The sequence below is a fragment of the Bifidobacterium choladohabitans genome (assembly GCF_016102005.1).
Lineage (GTDB): Bacteria > Actinomycetota > Actinomycetes > Actinomycetales > Bifidobacteriaceae > Bombiscardovia > Bombiscardovia choladohabitans.
Genome location: NZ_JACFPL010000001.1, coordinates 231,254 through 248,717, shown reverse-complemented (window position 1 = coordinate 248,717; position 17,464 = coordinate 231,254). Strand labels below are relative to the sequence as shown.

Here is a 17,464-nt window from a genome sequence, read left to right as displayed (position 1 = left end):
AGCGGACGGGCCTGATGGGCACTGACGAGGAGGGCGGATCCCGCCTGCTGGCCGAGGGCTACTCCGCCCGGGATCAGGAACGGTGGGCTCCAGAGCCTCCAAAGACCAGCGGCAGGACTCCCTTCGAACGGGATCGGGCGCGTCTGGTCCATTCTTCGGCGCTCCGTAGGTTGGGGGCCAAGACGCAGATCCTGGTCGCCGGCACTGACGACTTTGCCCGCACACGGCTGACCCATACTTTGGAGGTGGCCCAGATCGGTCGGCAGATTGGGACCATGCTGGGCTGCGACCCCGATGTGGTGGACTGCGCCTGTCTGGCCCATGACCTGGGTCATCCGCCCTTTGGCCACAACGGCGAACGTGCCCTGTCCTCGCTGGCCTCGGATATTGGGGGGTTCGAGGGCAATGCGCAGACCCTCCGACTGCTGACCAGACTGGAGCCCAAGGTCTTCCATCCGGACGGACGTTCAGCAGGAGTCAACCTGACCAGGGCCGCCCTGGACGCTGCGGTCAAATATCCCTGGACCCTGGCCGAGGCCTCGGCTCATCCCAAGGGGGAGAGGACCGCCAAGTTCTGCGTCTATCCCGACGACCGGGAGGTCTTCCATTGGCTTAAGCAGGGGGCGCCTCAGGCCAGCACGCCTATGGAGTGCCAGGTCATGGACCTGGCTGATGACATCGCCTACAGCGTCCACGACGTGGAGGATGCCATCGTAGTCGGCTCCTTCATGCCTGAGCGACTGGCTGAGCCTCGAATCATCGATGGCGTGGTCCGGGCCGCCCGATCCTGGTATGGCGACCGCTGGGATGCCGACCAGTTGGTCCGAGCCCTGGAGGCTGTCCGTGGCATGTTGCCGACGGGCTTCGATGGTTCACGCCGGGCCCTGGCTACTTTGAAGAACACAACCAGCTATCTGATTGGCCGCTTTGCCGACTCTGTGGAGGAGGCCACCCGAAGCCGCCACGGCCAAGGTCCTCTGACCAGGTACTCGGCGGGGCTGGTCATTCCTCCCCGGACCTCCTATGAGATTGTGGCCTTGAAGGGGATCGCTGTCTACTTCGTCATGGCTCCTCGTGAGAAGGAGCCCTTCCACGCTGAGCAGCTGAAAATCGTGACCGACCTGGTCGAGGTGATGATGGCCGACTCGCCAGCCCCCTCTGATGCCTTGGAGGATGTCTTCCTGGAGGATTGGCGCCAGGCGGGTTCGGATGCGGAGCGTCTGAGGGTGGCCATCGACCAGGTGGCCTCCCTGACCGACGGTTCGGCGCTGGCCCTGCATTCCCTGGTCTGCCCCTAGGCCAGCGGCATTTATGCCGGGCGCAACACATCGCCCTGGCCCGGTAGGCTGGGTGTCATGTCCGGAATGATCAAGAAGGAAGACATCGAGAAGGTCAGAGCCAAGGCCGATTTGTATGAGATCGTATCCGAAAGCGTGACCCTGAAGCCCTCCGGTTCCGGCACTTACATGGGCCTGTGCCCTTTCCATGACGAGAAGTCGCCCTCCTTCTCGGTGCGTCCTTCCATGGGGGTCTGGCACTGCTTCGGTTGCGGTCTGGGCGGCGATGTCTTCACCTATGTTGAGCAGGAGGAGAACGTCGAGTTCGGCGATGCCGTCGAGATCCTGGCTGACAAGTACCAGATCGAGCTGCATTACGAAAACTCCCGTCAGGACAAGCGTCGCGGGTCCAAACGTTCCCGGTTGCTGGAGGCCAACGAGGAGGCCCAGCGGTTTTTCGTCTCGCAGATCATGAGCAAGGAGGCGCTGGCGGCGCGAAAGCTCTTGGCGGGCAGGACCTTCTCCCAGGCTGACAGCGCCCATTTCGGCTGCGGATACGCCCCACGCGGATGGGACAACCTGGTTCGCCACCTGTCCACCAAGGGTTTCACCCAGCAGGAGATGCTGGATGCCGGACTGGCCAGGCAGGGGCAGCGGGGAGTCTACGACTACTTTCGGGGCAGGGTCACCTGGCCCATCAGGGATTCCACGGGCCGGACCCTGGGCTTCGGCGCTCGCAAGCTCTACGAGGACGACGGCATCAACGCCAAGTACATCAACACGCCTGACACCCAGCTCTACCGCAAGAACCAGGTGCTCTACGGCATCGATCTGGCCAAGGACGCCATCGTCAAAAAGCGGCAGGTGGTCATCGTTGAGGGTTACACCGACGTCATGGCCTGCCACCTTGCCGGCGTCGACACGGCTGTAGCCACCTGCGGTACCGCATTCGGCGAGGACCATGCCAAGATCGTCCGCCGGCTCATCTCCGACGACGCCCTTGGCGCCATCCAGCTGGTGGGGCCGGTCCAAGGCTCCCGGGTGGTCTTCACCTTCGACGGGGATGCAGCCGGACAGAAGGCCGCCCTGCACGCCTTCGGCCTTGACGGGAGCTTTCTGACGCAGACCTTCGTGGCGGTGGCCCGGGAGAATCTGGATCCCTGTGATCTGCGCATCCAATATGGCGATGAGGCCGTGCGATCCCTGGTGGAGCATGCCCGACCGCTGTACGACTTCGTCATCGACACCGCCGTGGCCATGTTCGATACCCAGTACACCACCGGACAGATGGGTGCGGTCAAGGCCGTTGCACCCATCCTGGCCCAGATCAGGGATCGCTCCCTGGTGGGGGCCTATACCCGCAAGACCGCCAGAAAAATCGGCGTGGATCTGGATCTGCTGCGCCAGGAGGTCCACAGGGCCCGTCGCAAGCTGCATGTGAAGGACCAGGATGCTTATGCGGTCCGCACTCCTCACCGCGGTGCGGGCGAATCGGAGGGTCGCGCGGGCCATGGCAGTGACGATGCCATGCGACGCCGCAGGGTACAGCGTGAGGATGCCCTCCGACAGGGCTATCATCACATCGATGATTCTGTCTTCATCTGCGAGCAGCAGTTCATGGGCGTGCTTATACAGATTCCCAGAGCGGTCGGGTCGGATGCCTTCGGCCAGCTGAGTCCGGACAGTTTCGAGGTTCCGATCTTCCGCTCGCTCTATCGGGCTGTGCAGGCCGCCGGGGGGCTGCCCGACAGGAAGACGCCCCAGGGACTGTGGATGCATAATTTGACCAAGGCAGGCGGGCCCATGCTGGAGTCGGCCATCAACGAGCTGGCCGTCATGCCCTTGCCGCTGAATTTGGATAAGCAGGAGGATAGGCAGAGGGGCACAGGGCCGGGCTCCAAGAAAGGTGATAAGGGGGACAATCAGGGCGCGGGCTCCGAGGACGCGGATGTTCAGCTGAAGCAGCCTAGCCCGGAGGAGCGTCAGTATGCCTCCGAGCTGCTGGCAAGACTGCTGGACGCCACATACATGCGGCTGATTGCCTCGGCCAGGCACCGGATGAATCAGTTGCCTGACGGTCAGGAGAAGTTCGACCTTCTTGGTCAGCTCACCCAGTACGAGACCCAGCGCAACGAATTGCGCAACCAGGTCTTCGGCAACGCCGAGTGAACTGGTGGTCGAATAAGTTGGTCCTCCCTGTCCTTGTCGAAGTTTTGCTTGTAGACAGGGGCAGGAAGGACTTAGGTTAGGTGTGGTCTCCCCGTCAGGCGGGGAATGATATCTGTGAGTTGATGCAGGTCATCACGGTGACAATGATCGCGGTAATGATGCCACCCAGATAGGGTTTTCTGGTGTGACGGTAGATCGCCCGGGTCACCAGAGGCATGACGGCCAGCGGGACCAAGGGTGTCAGCATCCAGTCCGGTATCTGTGTGTTGTTACCGAACAGGCCGTTGACTCCAGTGACGAAGAAATACCCGTATCCAACTACAGCTATAAGCAGGGCCGGCAGCATGTTGAAGAATGCCAGCAGATCTATGTTGGCTGTTGAGTTCCTCTCGAATGAGGTGGAGTAATTCAGACTATTGATGAAGACCGATGTGGTTCCGTAGGCTACAAGGAAGAAGGGCAGTAGCTTGAACTACGTCAGACCCAATTTTGGTGTAAGACAGAGCACGGTATTCGTCTCTCGTTTAAATAACCAGTAATGCCTTACTGATATAGTATTACCGGTAAGGCATGACAATTTGTCTCTGGTCTCTATCTTGGCTTTGTGGCACATTCTCAAGTACCGAGTGGATGGGCGGAATACGCCGTAATAATGGGCATGAACATACAACGCAGAAGGACGGCTCTGCACTACAGCCAAGAGTTCGTCGCCTACAATGCCAACCTTTCCCGGTTCGCATACCAACAGTTGGAGCATGGCCAGTCGCGACCCGGGAGTCCAGCCAATCCCAGTTTGATCAACATCATGGCAGTTGCCCAAGTGCTTAATGTAAGTCTGGATGAGCTGTTGCCTGATCCGTGGCCTGATCTTCATGCCAAGTAATTTGGGTGGCACCATTGTCAAGACAAGCCCTGCCGATAGGGTGAATGCATGAACATGGAGCATCAAATAAAGGAAAGTCGTGCCGGGTCGACTGACAAAGCCCGGTCTGCTGTGAGTCGCCGACCGCTCGCGGTCTTTTGGGACATGGACGGAACCCTGATCGATTCAGAGCCCTACTGGCATCAGGCGGAGGTCGATCTGGTGCGCGAGCATGGGGGGGACTGGAATGCTGACATGGGTTGGCAGGTTTCCGGCAGACCCCTGACCAAAGTGGCAAGGGTGATGCGCGATCGTGGTCTTGACCTTCCTGAGGATCAGATTCCAGATCTGCTGATTGATGGAGTGATCGCCATGGAGGAGCTTCGCATGCCATGGATTGAAGGGGTTCGTGCCATCCTGACAGACCTGGTTGAGGCTGGCATCCCCTCGATTCTGGTCACTACTTCGCCACGCCGCATGGCTCAGGCTGTGGTCGCCAAGGCGCCCAAGGGGGCTTTTGCCGACTATGTTTGCGGGGATGATGGGCTGGCCCAGAAGCCCGATCCTGCCCCCTATCTGCATGCAGCCGGTCTGGTGGGCATCAAGAGCCCTGATTTGATGGTATCCTGCCTGGCTTTCGAAGATACCTTGACCGGTATCACCTCGGCTGTGGCATCAGGAGCCACCACTGTAGCCTATACCGGCACCAACCCGGTCGACACCTCATCGGGCCCTCAGTTCGCTTCCATAGATAGCTATGTTGGAGTCACCTTGGATGATCTGTCCGCACTGATCGCCAAGCGACTCGGGCAATCGGGGTTGCCGGCTGCGCAGACTTGCTGAATCGATCCGCCTACTGCAGCGGTCGGTATTTTCGGCTGGAGCCACGCGAGGTTGCCACCGGATATCTGTCGGCCGTCCTTTGCAGTTTGTCCAAGATGATTCGATCCATATCCAGATCCAGCCGATCTGCCAGCTGGATGCAATAGGTGAGCACGTCAGCCAGTTCGTCGGTAACGTGGCCTTCATCTCCGTCCCTGGGATCATCCCCCCACTGATAGCATTCCAAGAGCTCGGCGGCTTCGATGCAGATTGATTTGGCCAGGTTGGCGGGCGTGTGGAATTGATCCCAGTCGCGCTCGTGCACAAAATCCATCACCGCTGTTTCCGTTTCCTTGCTGATCATGATTTCGAGCCTATCAGTCGGCCCTCCTGCCATCAGATTGGTGTGGGTTCGTGGCATAGTGAAAACCATGGATTCATCAAGCGCGCCGCAGCCTGTGGTGATGACGCTGCCTTATGGCGATTTCAGAGATGAGGATTTTTCCAAGGCCATCGCTGAGTACAAGCAGGCGAAAGCTGTTGGCAGTCAGGGCAGTAAGTTGGAGGGGAGGCTGCTTGAGGAGCTGTTCCTGCGCTATCCCACTGTATATATTGTCTCTGCCGACGAAAGGGACAGCAGCAAAAAGCATGGCGGTGGGCCACCTTATGTGGTTTACGTCGGTGAGACCAACGACATCCGTTCTCGAACCAGGCAGCACATCGAGCTGGATCCACGTACACGAACGGATTGGGAACGCCTGGTGCGATTCATGCGCAATCATCAGGACAGGGTCTGCCAGTACATCATCGGTGATCGCCACTTCAATAAGTCCCTGACGCTGGATATGGAAAATCGGTTGATGGGGTATATGCAGAGCGTAGACGCGGTCAAGCTGGTTATGAACCGTAGAACCAACGCTCAGGATATGTATTACACCAGCGATGAGTTCGACAGCATCTTTTCCAAGGCCTGGCAGACCCTGCACGAAATGGAGCCCGATCTGTTCCCGGAAGAGAAGGCCATCCTGGACTCTGCCCTGTTCAAGGCCTCGCCCTTCCGCAAACTCACCGACGAACAACGGCGGGCTGAAGAGGCTGTTCTGCATGTGCTGGAGTCGGTCATTATTCAAAACCGTGACGAGGGTTTCCACTCGATGACAGAATCCATAGGCCCGGTTCGAATCAATGACAAGGCACGTACCCAGGTCATTGTTGTTCAAGGCATGTCAGGGACGGGCAAGACTGTTTTGCTCAGCCATCTCTTCTATCAGATATGTGCCAGATATGGCATCTACGGGAATTTGAACGGCAAGGACGATAACCGTTCGGCAAACGCCAGGCAGCGTTCCTACATCATTGTCAACCAGGCCGAGCAGGCTAATGTATACAATCAAATGGCTCTGAAGCTGGGACTGCAAAAGAAACGCGGCCAGTGCGTGGTTGGCGCTGTCCAGTTCATCAACCGGTTCAGCAAGCACACCAATCGAAATGGTCGGTCTACAGGCAGGGCGGCGGACCCCATGAATAGCGTCGACGCTCAGGCGGATGTGGTGCTGATTGACGAGGCGCACCTGCTGCTGACGCAAGGGTCGCAGAGCTACTCCGGAGGCAACCAGCTCTATGACATTCTGCGGCGGGCAAAAGTAGCCATCGTGGTCTTCGACCCGGAACAGGTCTTGCGCGGATCCCAGTTCGTGGATGCCCAGGAAAGTCGGCTTCTGGGATTGACGGGTTCCGAACATGACAAGACCTTCTCGCGCCCCATGCTCATCCGCGAAAGGTCAAGGGACGGTCAGCATGTACGCGAGGATACCTTCCAAGTCAGTCATGTTCGCTTGGATCAACAGATGCGCATTCAGGCTGATCCCGCAACATGCGCCTGGCTGGATCGGATGACAGCCAAGGATGGCGTCATCGGTCCACTGCGTCCGGATCCCTGGGAGCATACTTACGAGATCAAGGTTTTTGATTCGCCTAAGGATTTGAGGAAGCTCATCCGTCAAAAGGACCAGGAGCAAAGGGGCGAGGGCTCCTTGGGCCTCTGCCGACTTCTGGCCACCTATGACTGGCCTTACAGCAGCAGGAATCACCCGGATCCACAGAATCCCTCCAGACACTGGCAGGTTGTACTGCGGCAAGAGGATTCAGGCCGGTGGGTGTGGGCCGAAGAGGGTCGGGACGGCGATGGTGTATTCGCCATGCCCTGGAATTACGAACTGTATGAGGCACAAGGAAACTCTGCTGCGAATCACCGGATCGCCTGGGCCGAGTTGCCCTTCACCATTGATGAGGTGGGTTCCATCTTCACCATCCAAGGTTTTGACCTCAACTATGCGGGGGTCATCATCGGGCCCTCGGTCACTTACAGGAATGGAAAGGTCGAATTCGAACCGAAGCTCAGTTGCAATACATTGGCGACCAATCAGCGGTCGGAGCCGGAGATGAATCCTGTGGATAATCTTCGGCACGAGTTCAATGTGCTGCTCAAACGAGGGGTGCACGGATTGGGGCTATTCGCGGTGGATCCCGAGCTTCGGAACCGACTGGCCTGGGCAGTGGGTGGGTTCGCCCAGGTCCGGGACTGACCGGTCTAACGCGCCTACATCGATTGAATGCCAATCAGCGGTATCATGTCCTGGGCCATAGTCAATGGCCCAGGACATATTCATGAGAAAGGTGTAGGCGAGTATATGACGACGCGCAAGATCATCCTGGACTGTGATCCAGGTCATGACGATGCGGTGGCTATCCTTCTGGCGGTAGGCGATCCGCGGATCGACCTGATCGGAGTGACTACGGTTGGCGGCAACCAGAGTCTGGACAAGGTTACTTACAACGCAAGAGCCGTGTTGGAAAAGGCTCATGCGCGCCAGGTGCCAGTCCATGCCGGATGTGATAGGCCGTTGGTGCGTCCTCAGGAGGTGGCCGCTTCCATTCATGGCCAGACCGGCCTGGACGGTGTCGAGCTGCCTGAGCCTACCCGGCCCCTGGATCCCGGCCATGCAGTCGATTGGATTATCGAAACCATCATGCGCGAGGAGCCCGGCACAGTGACACTGGTCCCCACCGGGCCCCTGACCAACATCGCCATGGCTGTCCGCAAGGAGCCCCGCATTGTCGACCGCGTCCGCGAGGTCGTGCTCATGGGTGGCGGTTACCATGTTGGCAACTGGAGTGCTGTCGCCGAATTCAACATAAAGGTGGATCCCGAGGCCGCGCATATCGTCTTCAACGAGCCCTGGCCAGTCACCATGGTTGGGCTGGATCTGACCCATCAGGCCCTGTGCACCCCGGAGGTCCAGCAGCGCATCGAGGGCATCGGCACCGATCTGGCCCATTTCGTCAGCGGGCTGATGGACTTCTTCCGCAAGTCCTACCAGGACAACCAGGACTTCGTTGATCCGCCGGTACATGATCCCTGCACTGTGGCCTACCTGATCGACCCCTCTATTGTGAGCACCCGTCGTTGTCCGGTCGATGTGGAGCTGCGCGGGGACCTGACCTGCGGGATGACCGTGGCCGATCTGCGCGGCCCGGAGCCCTCTGCCGAGGACTGCCACACCCAGGTGGCCGTCAAGCTGGACTTCCAGGGATTCTGGGACCTGGTGGTCAAGGCCATCACCGCGATTGGATGAGATCGATGAAGGCTTCGAACACAAACGCTTCCAAGACCGACAAGCCCGCTGCCACGACCGGTGGCGGCTCAGGCTCTTCCATCGTCGCCTTGATGACGGCCCTGATGGCTGCCGTCTTCGCCTTCCAGCTCAACGCCTCCATGCTGTCGCCGGCCCTGACGACCATGGGGACCGAGCTCAATGCCAGCAGCTCCAGCATCGGTCTGACCCAGACGGTGTTCTTCACCTCCTGTGCGGTCTTCTCCCTCTTCCTGCCTCGGCTGGGCGATCTGGCCGGCCGCAAGAAAGTACTGCTGGGCATGCTGAGCCTTACGGCGCTGGGATGCGTGGTCTCCGCTTTGGCTCCCAATGTGACGGTGCTCATGATTGGGCGCGTCATTCAGGGGGTTGCCGGTCCGGTCGTGCCCATGACCCTGATCATGCTGCATGCAGAGGTGACCGATGAGGCCCGATACGCCAAGCTTATGGCCATTTTGACGGCGGTCAACGGCGGCATCGGCGGCGTGGATGCCATCCTGGGCGGTTGGCTGGCCGGCACCTTTGGCTTCCGCTCGGTCTTCTGGTTCATGGTGGCCATCGCCGTGATCGCCGTACTCCTGGTGGCCCTCTTCGCCCGTGAGAGCTATGCAGACGATCGTCCCCGCATGGACTGGGCCGGTGTGGTCTTCCTCTGCATCGCCTTCCTGGCGGCCTACTTGGCCATCAATGAGGTCGAGAAGTTGGCCCAGGCGCGCTGGATCCTGGTGATCGTCGAGATCCTGGTGGCTGCGGTCTTCTTCATGATTTTCTGGAAAGTCGAGAGCACCACGTCGGCACCCATGGTCACCACCACCTACCTCAAGCAGCGGCGCACCTGGGGCCTTCTGCTGACGACTCTGACCACCATGGTCGGCGTCTTCGCCATCATGAACGGGATCGTTCCGGCGCTTGCTCAGGATGGCGAGGTCGGCGTCGGCTTGAAGGCCAGTATCGTCTCCTTCGCGACGCTGACTCCATACGCCCTGGTTGGCCTGGTCTTTGGCCCGGTTGCCGGGATGCTGGCCTCGCGCTTCGGCTACCTCAAGGTTCTGAGGGTGGGTCAGCTGGTCAGCGTGCTGGGACTGGTCTTCGGCATCTACGTATGCCTGGTGCCCAGCATCTGGAGCCTGGTGCTCCTCTCCCTGATCCTGGGCGTTTCCTATGCGGGGACGGCCAACATCATGCTCAACGGGCTGGGCGTGGTTCTGTCTCCTTCGGACAACACCGGGTATCTGCCGGGACTCAACGCCGGAGCCTTCAACCTGGGCTCAGGCCTGAGCTATGCGGTCCTCTATGCATTCATGAGCGGCTTGGCGGCTTCCGGTGGAGCCCGTACCGGCTATGTGGCGGCCATGATCGGCGGCGGCGTGCTGGTGCTGATTGCCCTGGCTCTGTCCTATCTGATCCCCGATCCGGAACGAATGGACGACAAGTAATATTGACAACTGATGGGGGCCCTGCGAATACAACCTATCCGCGGGTCCCCTTTCCATGCTTTACGGGCATCCGACTTTATGCGTATCCGACCAAGGGCAAAAGTCGGGGCGGGACAGGCTAGCAGCCAGTAGCTCGCAAGTGTTCCGACCGTAGGCTCAGCAGCGGAAAATAGCGCCAGGAGAGGTCCTGTAAGCCATGGGCCGGCGCGTAAACTAAGTGAGGAATTCGTTCGCCGGAGGTGACCATGCAACATCGGGTGATCGGACTGCTGAAAAACGAGACCGTCCTGGTCGTCGCTGCAGTCATCGCTCTCGTATCCTGCATCCTCATTCCTCCCGACCGGCAATATCTGGGTTACATCCACGTCAATACCCTCACCCAGCTGGGATCCCTGATGATGGTGGTTTGCGGATTTCAGCGCATCGGGGTCTTCCATGCCATCGGAGCCGGCCTGCTGAGTCGTGTCCGCTCGGTGCGGGGCCTGGCCTTGGTCCTGGTTTCTCTGCCTTTCTTCTCCAGTATGTTCATCACGAATGATGTGGCCCTGGTTACTTTCGTGCCTTTTGCCATCGCTGTTCTCATCATGGCTGGTCTGGAAAACCATGCCCTGCTGATCGTCACCCTGATGACCCTGGGTGCCAATGTAGGCAGCATGCTGACCCCCATCGGCAACGCTCACAACTTATATCTCAAGGCCCGCTCCGAGATGCCTACTGGTGAATTCCTGCTCCTCATGGCCCCTTACGCCCTGGCTGCAGCCCTGATGCTCTTCCTGTGCTGCTGGTTCGCCTTCAGGAATCAGCATCTGAACAAGTTCGAGGGGATGGATCCGCAGCAGATTCGCCGCAGCATACTAGCACCCAGGGAGGAGGGGATACAGCCTCAGGTGAAGGAGATGCAGCGGTCCAGCGGATGGCGCATCACCCTCTATCTATTCCTTTTCCTTGTTTGCCTGCTGGGTGTGGCCAAGCTGATTCCCCAGTGGGCCATGGTCCTGGTGGTAGCGGTGACCTTTCTGATCTGCGACAGGCGGGTCTATCTTCATGTGGATTGGGGACTGCTGCTGACCTTCGTGGCTTTCTTCATTTTCATCGGCAATGCCAGAAGGATTCCCCAGTTTTATAATCTGGTCAGTGGTCTGGTCAATATCCACCCTCTGATTACCTCGGTCCTGTGCAGCCAGGTCATCAGCAATGTGCCCACAGCCCTCCTGGTCTCAGGTTTTTCGACAGCCTGGCGCTCGATCATTCTGGGCACCAACCTGGGCGGGCTCGGAACCCTGGTCGCTTCAATGGCCTCGCTGATCTCCTACAAGGCTGTAGTCAAGCAGTATCCTGACAGGAAGGGCGATTATCTGAAGATCTATACATCACTTAATATGCTTTTCCTGGTTGTTTTGGTTGGCATGGCTCTGCTGCTGGAGTAGACTGCCCTCCATCAACCAAATGGTGCCGCTGATATTGAGAAGGAGGCAAGAACGATGGAACCGGCCCAAGGCACGTCTAAGTCCAAGGACACAGGGGTATTGGCCAGACGGAATCTTGGGGTTCTGGTCGGAATCATGGCCTTGGCCGTCATGTCGCGGTTTGACTCCATTATCTCCCCTTCCGTAGCGGCCATTCAGGCATCCTTTCCTCATGCTGATCCTTCCACCGTTGAGTCGGTGGTTTCCATCGGCTCTTCGGCTGCCATAGTTTCCGCCCTTTTATTCGGTCAGCTCTTGACCAGAATGAGTTTCAGAACCGCCGGCTGCATCAGCTGCCTGTGTGTCGCACTGGGTGGCTTGATGCCCCTTTTCGTGCACAGCAGCGTAAGCCAGCTGCTCCTGTTCGCTCTGGTCGTCGGGTTCGGCGTAGGTATCGCCACTACTGTTCTCCCCAGTCTGTCGGCCAGGTTCTTCCGCGGGAAGAAGTTGGCGGCGCTGATGGGGCTGGTCTTGGCTGTTCAGGATGGCTCTTCCATGCTGGTTTTTGCTCTGGGTGGTGTTCTGGCCAAGGGAGGATGGCTGCACAACTATTGGCTCTATTTCCTGGCCTTGCCTGCCCTGGTCTTGGTCATCTTCATGGTCCCCGGTGTCGGTGCCGTCGAGGAGGAGTCGGAAAAGGCCGTAGGTTCTAAGGCATCGTGCTCCCAGAAAAGAGGACAATGCTGGTGGGCTACAATTTCCTGTATTCTCATCGGGTTTCTGAGCATTTTCCTGGTCGCGGTCCTGTACAACAAGCTCGCGGTCTACATAGCCAAGTACGGTCTGGGCGGCACCAGCGCAGCCGGGGTGGCCCTGATGTTCAACACGGGTTCCTCGGTCGTCATCGGGCTTAGCATCAACGCCATCAAGCGGATTTGTCGACAATGGACCATTCCGGTCGCCTTCCTTCTGATGGCCCTGGGTGCCCTGCTCTTCCTGACCACCCGCTCCTTCCCGCTGGTTTGTTTATCGGCCTTTTTGGTTGGTTCGGGCAGTGCCATCAATATGGCTACCTGCCCCTTCCTCCTGTCCAATCTGACTCCACGCAAGCGCTATCCACTGGTAATGGGAATCTTTTCGGCCACCACCAGCCTCGGTTTTACGGCATCCACCTGGGCCTTCAAGGCTTTTTCATCAGTGTTTGGTCTGGATCCGGTAACAGGCAGTTTCATAGGCATGCTGATCATCGCTCTGCTGGCTGCTGTCATTCTCTCGCTTGTCCGCTTCCAGAGCTGTGTTGAATCCCGCTACATTGAGCAATAGCCACCTTTTAGGCTGTAGAAATCAGAAGTATAGGATTCCGTCCTTTCATCGCGACAGGTAGCGGTTACCGGTGATGACGAACCGTCGTAGGGTCTCTTTGGCATGGGAGATGCCTATTCGCGGGGTTGCCGTGATGGTCTCGTCCTGATTCAGCCCTGCGGCTGCCAGGCGTATGGGCGGTTTCCTGAGGTCATGGCCGTAGTTACGCTTGTCTATGTCCAATGCCTGGCAGAGCTTGGCGGGGCCGTTGGTTAGTTCCCGATCCGGGTGACTGCCGTGCCTGTGGCTGCGTAGAAGATCCAGACCCTGCACTGGCTGGCAGGCTCGAATCAGTACCCCGGCGCCGAATCCGTCCTCCTGACAGGAGACGTTCATGCAGTAGTGCATTCCATAGGTAAAGTAGACGTACATGTGTCCGCTGGGGCCGAAAAGGGCATCGTTGCGGGCCGATCGCCCGCGATAGGCATGGCTGGCCGGATCATTCTGATCGTAGGCCTCGGTTTCCACGATCCGAACCCTGGCCTGTTCACCTTCCGACTCGTAGTCCCGGATGATCAGGCAGCCCAGAAGCATCCGGGCGGCCTGATCCACAGGGCGGTCCAAAAAGTCAGGGAAGACCAGGTGACCGTCCTGGCTTGAACCGGCCTTCATTCCGTTTGGTCCTTGCGTACCCAGACCGCGCGCTGGCCGCGTGATTCCGCCTGGATGCAGACGAAGTTATCCTGGTGGGGCAGGGCGGCGACCTGTGGATGGTCGTGATCATAGGGTCCCCGGGCCTGGGCGCCGCCGGCATCACCGACCTGGGCAAAGAAGTCTTCGGAGGCATCCTTGAACCAGGTCCATTCCTCTGGCAGGTCCTCTTCGTAGAAGATCGCCTCCACGGGGCAGACCGGCTCACAGGCGCCGCAGTCGATGCATTCGTTGGGGTTGATGTATAGATTCCTGGGGCCCTCGTAGATGCAATCCACCGGGCATTCGTCCACGCAGGCCTTGTCCTTGACGTCCACGCAGGGCTGGGCAATCACGTAGGTCATTGCTTTACTTTCCTCCTTGGTTTGTTGTCCACTTTCGCTACTTTCAAGAAGCATCCTTTTGGCGATGACAGGGGTTTCAGCAATACACGGGCCTTTTGATCCTTGGCCGCCTTGCTGCTGCCCTCCACGATTCCTTGGACCATACCCAGATGGATTGTGCAGATAATGGGATGGGCGTTGACGCTGTCCAAGAAGGGGCATGAGGTCAGATACAGACTCGCTGAATCCGGTTCTGCCGTAACCGGAGCAAACCCCAGGGTGGCCAAAGTGTTCAACAGTGTCTGCTTCATGCTCGATGACACACCCTTTTTTGCATTCCCCCTGCTTTGTCTGGCCAGGGCACGGCCCCAGGCCTGACCTGCTTTCAGTGCAGCCCTATCCCTACTGCCAGTATCGGGGCAGGCGGTTTCCAGAGCCATGCAGAGCGAGGAGATCATATCCTCCTGGGTGTGGTTTGTGGATGTGGGGGAGTAGATGACAGGCGGTCTGCCCCGTCCGGCTGATTGACCATCGCTGTCGTTTCTCCGGCGGACTGCTTCGCCCTGTTCGACCAGATGTTCAAGATGGAAACGAGCGGTCGTCGGATGGATGCCAAAGGCAGCTCCGATCTGCTGTGCGGTCAGACCTGTGCCGGTCTGTTCGGCCGCCATATGCAGATAATCCAAGATTGCGGAGCGGATCTCCTCACCGCTTCTGCGCTTGCCGTGGGCTTGGACCAGTTGTTTACGGGCTTGAATTTCCTGACTCATCGATTAAATTGTATAACTATCAAATTTATTATCAAACCAGGACAAGGCGGACAGACCCATGCACAATGACCCGAAGATGCGCAAGTCCGGCGGCAGGACGGCCTTGCCCAGGTCCAGGATGGTCCTCCTCATCGGCGCAGGCCTGGCTGCGATGCTTGGCCTTGTTGCTGCGCTGATCCGCGCGGATCTGATCCATCCCTCAGGCAAGGTACCCCTGGCTGATCTGCACGGCGGGCTCATGGTCTATGGGTTTTTGGGCGCTGCCATTGGTCTTGAAAGGGCAGTGGCCTACCGCAGCGGGGGATCCAGCAAACCTACATGGGGATTTCTCGCTCCTGCCTCGGGTCTGCTGGGGTCTTTGCTCTGCCTGCTGTCGCTGATGGTTTCGAGCCCCGCTGCTGCCCCGGCATGGGTCAGAGTGGAGTTTTTTGGCGGCATTCCGTGGACTTTGTCCATGTTGGTCCTGACAGCCATGTACTTGGCCATCTGGCGTCGGCAGCCTTCTGCGGAGGTGCTCATACAGGTTCTCGGATCCCTGGTTGGTCTGGTCGGGGCCGCTGGCTGGGTTGCAGGATTGGACGCCGCGGTTCTGGCTCCGACCTGGCTCTTCTTTCTGGTTCTGACCATCGTCGGTGAGCGGGTGGAACTGGCCAGGGCGGTCTTTTCGGATGTCCGTCTTGAATCGGGGATTCTGGGACTCAGCCTCCTGGCGGTCCTGATGCTGCCGGTCCAAGCCATGGCGCCTTCGGTCGGCTATCCGCTTCTGGGGCTGTCCCTGGGTCTGCTCCTCCTGGTCATGGCCAGTCACGACGTAGCCAAGGGCACCTTCCGTCATGGCGGCCTGCCAGGATTCATGGGTACCTGCATGCTATCGGCCTACGCCTGGGGACTTCTGGCTGCCCTCATCTGGATGTTGGCACCCCTGGATTCCAGCACCTACTGGGGCGACATGGCACTGCACGCGCTGGCTGTGGGATTTATCATGACCATGGTCATCGCCCATGTCTGCATGATCGTCCCCTCCGTCATTCGCAGGCCTCTGCCATTTCATCCGCTCCTTTGGGGTGCCTGGGCGCTTATGCAGGTTGGCTTGCTAATCAGGCTCCTGGGAGCCATCCGGCTCTATACGCCCTTGTGGAAGGCGGGGAACCTGCTGAATGTCCTGGGAATCCTCTCCATGATGCTGACCGTGGTCTACCTGGCTGCTCGTGGCAAGCAGGTCCTGGCATCCAAGCGCTACCGTCGGCGCCAGCCAGAGGATTCACAAGCCGAACATGTTGGGACCCTGGCCCTGCTGATGGACCTGATTGCCACCTCGGCTACAGTGCTGGTCCTGGTGGCCGCCGTTGTTTTGATGGCGTTGCGGCCGACGCTGGCCGTCTCGGTCGGGGCGGCGCCCAGTGCCGGAGGCATTCAGGAGGCATCGTCGAAGAGCGTCCAGCCGACGGGTCACACCAGCAGAGCTTCAATCAAGGTAAAGGGGATGGCTTTTGTGCCGGATGTCATCACCATCAAGGCAGGCGACCGGCTGGTTGTGGATTTCCAAAACACCGGAGATCAGCGGCATGACTTGGTTTTCGCCAATGGCAAGAGCACAGGGTCGGTTCCGGTGGGCCAGAGCGTCTCGGTCGATGTCGGAGTCCTGGGGGGCGACACACTGGGCTGGTGCTCCTTGGCAGGACACCGCCAGATGGGCATGGAGCTCAAGGTCGAAACACAGGGCGGAACTGTTGCCGAGCAAGGTCAGTCCTCTCTAGGGAAGGCGGCGCCAAGCCATGTCCCATCACCCGCCAAGCTCAAGTCGCAGGCCGAGAAGAGCGATCCTGCCATGGCGGCTCTTCCACCCTTGAATGATCAGGGGAAGGCTGGAACAAGAAAGTACACTTTGGAGGTCAAAGAGCGCAAGGAGCAGGTGGCGGCAGGGCTTGAGCGCACGGTCTGGAGCTTCGACGACGCGGGCGATCCACGGGATAAGGGGTCACGGCCCCTGGCTCAGGGTCCGGTGCTCAGAGGCCGGGTGGGAGACACCTTTGAAGTAACCATCAGAAACAAGGGAAGCATGAGTCATTCCATTGATTTTCATGCCGGTCCGGCCGTTCCGCAGACCATGATGCGCAACATAGAGCCAGGCAAGGAGCTCCTGTACACCTTCACCGCTGATCGGGCCGGCATTTGGATGTACCACTGCAGCAGCGACCCCATGTCAAACCATATAGCCAACGGCATGTACGGGGCCGTGGTTGTCGATGACGGCACCCTGCCACCGGTGAATGCGGAGTATGTTCTGGTCCAGTCCGAAATCTATCTGGGGCCCAATGGAGGGACAGCCGATGCTGAAAAAGTGGCGGCCATGAATCCGGATATCATGACCTTCAACGGACGGGCCTTTCAATATGACGCCCACCCCCTCAAGCTGGAGAAGGGGCAAAGGGTCCGCATCTGGGTCCTGGATGCCGGACCCAACCAGCCGCTGTCCTTCCATATCGTGGGAACCCAGTTCGAGGCGGTCTGGACCGAGGGCCGCTACCTGATTGGCGGAGGCACAGGTGCGAATTCCGCCGGTGCTTCATCGGCCGGAGCGCAGGTCCTTCCTCTGCTGCCGGCCCAAGGCGGATTTGTCGAGCTCAAGGTCGATCAGCCGGGCGACTATTCCATAGTCAATCACGTCATGAGCCTGGCCGAAAAAGGCGCGCATGGCATTCTTCGGGTGTCGTGACGCGATTACACGACGTC

The 17,464-nt window shown here is 59.0% G+C and carries 15 protein-coding genes; 10 read left to right on the top strand and 5 right to left on the bottom strand.

What is annotated here, in order from left to right:
* Positions 1-14 precede the first annotated feature (14 nt).
* Both H3S97_RS01015 and dnaG read left to right on the top strand, forming a co-directional pair.
* On the top strand, positions 15-1,298 hold the full coding sequence (locus tag H3S97_RS01015) for a deoxyguanosinetriphosphate triphosphohydrolase (RefSeq protein WP_198177426.1): 1,284 nt from the start codon (positions 15-17) through the stop codon (positions 1,296-1,298).
* A 57-nt stretch (positions 1,299-1,355) separates the two neighbouring features.
* Positions 1,356-3,446 carry a DNA primase gene (dnaG, locus tag H3S97_RS01010; RefSeq protein WP_198219376.1) on the top strand — a complete coding sequence of 697 codons (2,091 nt, stop codon included), beginning with the start codon at positions 1,356-1,358 and terminating at the stop codon, positions 3,444-3,446.
* A 94-nt stretch (positions 3,447-3,540) separates the two neighbouring features.
* On the opposite strand, the gene H3S97_RS01005 is transcribed toward dnaG, so the two are convergent.
* Positions 3,541-3,792: a hypothetical protein gene (locus tag H3S97_RS01005; protein WP_198219375.1), complete on the bottom strand. Its 252-nt coding sequence runs from the start codon at positions 3,790-3,792 to the stop codon at positions 3,541-3,543.
* Positions 3,793-4,098: 306 nt separating this feature from the next.
* Between H3S97_RS01005 and H3S97_RS01000 the strand changes: the two genes are divergently transcribed.
* Positions 4,099-4,329, top strand: coding sequence for a helix-turn-helix domain-containing protein (locus H3S97_RS01000; protein ID WP_198219649.1), 231 nt, complete (start codon positions 4,099-4,101; stop codon positions 4,327-4,329).
* A gap of 48 nt (positions 4,330-4,377) precedes the next feature.
* A complete protein-coding gene (locus H3S97_RS00995; protein WP_198219374.1) occupies positions 4,378-5,151 on the top strand; it encodes an HAD family hydrolase in 774 nt (257 codons plus the stop codon).
* A 10-nt stretch (positions 5,152-5,161) separates the two neighbouring features.
* Here the strand turns inward: H3S97_RS00995 and H3S97_RS00990 are convergent, their stop codons facing one another.
* Positions 5,162-5,494, bottom strand: coding sequence for a nucleotide pyrophosphohydrolase (locus tag H3S97_RS00990; protein WP_198177431.1), 333 nt, complete (start codon positions 5,492-5,494; stop codon positions 5,162-5,164).
* 100 nt (positions 5,495-5,594) lie between these two features.
* On the opposite strand from H3S97_RS00990, the gene H3S97_RS00985 reads away from it, so the two are divergent.
* The 5 genes from H3S97_RS00985 (at position 5,595) to H3S97_RS00965 (ending at position 12,948) form a co-directional block, all read left to right on the top strand.
* Positions 5,595-7,715, top strand: a complete 2,121-nt coding sequence (locus H3S97_RS00985; protein ID WP_198219373.1) for a DUF2075 domain-containing protein — start codon at positions 5,595-5,597, stop codon at positions 7,713-7,715.
* A gap of 105 nt (positions 7,716-7,820) precedes the next feature.
* Positions 7,821-8,765, top strand: a complete 945-nt coding sequence (gene uriH, locus H3S97_RS00980; protein ID WP_046323844.1) for a uridine-preferring nucleoside hydrolase UriH — start codon at positions 7,821-7,823, stop codon at positions 8,763-8,765.
* A gap of 5 nt (positions 8,766-8,770) precedes the next feature.
* Positions 8,771-10,219 (top strand): uridine transporter UriT, encoded by a 1,449-nt coding sequence (gene uriT / locus H3S97_RS00975; protein ID WP_456298288.1) that lies wholly within the window; start codon positions 8,771-8,773, stop codon positions 10,217-10,219.
* A 245-nt stretch (positions 10,220-10,464) separates the two neighbouring features.
* Positions 10,465-11,646 (top strand): SLC13 family permease, encoded by a 1,182-nt coding sequence (locus tag H3S97_RS00970; RefSeq protein WP_198187354.1) that lies wholly within the window; start codon positions 10,465-10,467, stop codon positions 11,644-11,646.
* A gap of 54 nt (positions 11,647-11,700) precedes the next feature.
* Positions 11,701-12,948: an MFS transporter gene (locus H3S97_RS00965; RefSeq protein WP_198219372.1), complete on the top strand. Its 1,248-nt coding sequence runs from the start codon at positions 11,701-11,703 to the stop codon at positions 12,946-12,948.
* Between the two features lie 45 nt (positions 12,949-12,993).
* Here H3S97_RS00965 and H3S97_RS00960 read toward each other — a convergent pair whose 3' ends face one another.
* From H3S97_RS00960 to H3S97_RS00950, 3 genes are read right to left on the bottom strand one after another with little or no spacing between them, the layout of a single operon-like run.
* Positions 12,994-13,599: a DNA-3-methyladenine glycosylase gene (locus H3S97_RS00960; RefSeq protein ID WP_198180221.1), complete on the bottom strand. Its 606-nt coding sequence runs from the start codon at positions 13,597-13,599 to the stop codon at positions 12,994-12,996.
* Positions 13,596-13,982 (bottom strand): ferredoxin, encoded by a 387-nt coding sequence (gene fdxA, locus H3S97_RS00955; protein ID WP_198180219.1) that lies wholly within the window; start codon positions 13,980-13,982, stop codon positions 13,596-13,598. The genes H3S97_RS00960 and fdxA overlap by 4 nt, the downstream gene beginning before the upstream one ends.
* A complete protein-coding gene (locus H3S97_RS00950) occupies positions 13,979-14,731 on the bottom strand; it encodes a helix-turn-helix transcriptional regulator (RefSeq protein WP_198180217.1) in 753 nt (250 codons plus the stop codon). Before H3S97_RS00950 ends, fdxA begins: the two co-directional genes overlap by 4 nt.
* 58 nt (positions 14,732-14,789) lie before the next feature.
* On the opposite strand from H3S97_RS00950, the gene H3S97_RS00945 reads away from it, so the two are divergent.
* The gene (locus tag H3S97_RS00945; RefSeq protein ID WP_232356201.1) at positions 14,790-17,447 is read left to right on the top strand and encodes a multicopper oxidase domain-containing protein; all 2,658 of its coding nucleotides are present in this window, start codon (positions 14,790-14,792) and stop codon (positions 17,445-17,447) included.
* Positions 17,448-17,464 lie beyond the last annotated feature (17 nt).

Bases quoted from the DNA above. Each gene is read 5' to 3' on its own strand.
- fdxA (WP_198180219.1), bottom strand. From the start codon at position 13,982: ATGACCTACGTGATTGCCCAGCCCTGCGTGGACGTCAAGGACAAGGCC.
- H3S97_RS00965 (WP_198219372.1), top strand. From the start codon at position 11,701: ATGGAACCGGCCCAAGGCACGTCTAAGTCCAAGGACACAGGGGTATTG.
- H3S97_RS00950 (WP_198180217.1), bottom strand. From the start codon at position 14,731: ATGAGTCAGGAAATTCAAGCCCGTAAACAACTGGTCCAAGCCCACGGC.
- dnaG (WP_198219376.1), top strand. From the start codon at position 1,356: ATGTCCGGAATGATCAAGAAGGAAGACATCGAGAAGGTCAGAGCCAAG.
- H3S97_RS01000 (WP_198219649.1), top strand. From the start codon at position 4,099: ATGGGCATGAACATACAACGCAGAAGGACGGCTCTGCACTACAGCCAA.
- H3S97_RS00945 (WP_232356201.1), top strand. From the start codon at position 14,790: ATGCACAATGACCCGAAGATGCGCAAGTCCGGCGGCAGGACGGCCTTG.
- uriT (WP_456298288.1), top strand. From the start codon at position 8,771: ATGAAGGCTTCGAACACAAACGCTTCCAAGACCGACAAGCCCGCTGCC.
- H3S97_RS00985 (WP_198219373.1), top strand. From the start codon at position 5,595: ATGACGCTGCCTTATGGCGATTTCAGAGATGAGGATTTTTCCAAGGCC.
- H3S97_RS01015 (WP_198177426.1), top strand. From the start codon at position 15: ATGGGCACTGACGAGGAGGGCGGATCCCGCCTGCTGGCCGAGGGCTAC.
- H3S97_RS00960 (WP_198180221.1), bottom strand. From the start codon at position 13,599: ATGAAGGCCGGTTCAAGCCAGGACGGTCACCTGGTCTTCCCTGACTTT.
- H3S97_RS01005 (WP_198219375.1), bottom strand. From the start codon at position 3,792: ATGCTGCCGGCCCTGCTTATAGCTGTAGTTGGATACGGGTATTTCTTC.
- H3S97_RS00995 (WP_198219374.1), top strand. From the start codon at position 4,378: ATGAACATGGAGCATCAAATAAAGGAAAGTCGTGCCGGGTCGACTGAC.
- H3S97_RS00970 (WP_198187354.1), top strand. From the start codon at position 10,465: ATGCAACATCGGGTGATCGGACTGCTGAAAAACGAGACCGTCCTGGTC.
- H3S97_RS00990 (WP_198177431.1), bottom strand. From the start codon at position 5,494: ATGATCAGCAAGGAAACGGAAACAGCGGTGATGGATTTTGTGCACGAG.
- uriH (WP_046323844.1), top strand. From the start codon at position 7,821: ATGACGACGCGCAAGATCATCCTGGACTGTGATCCAGGTCATGACGAT.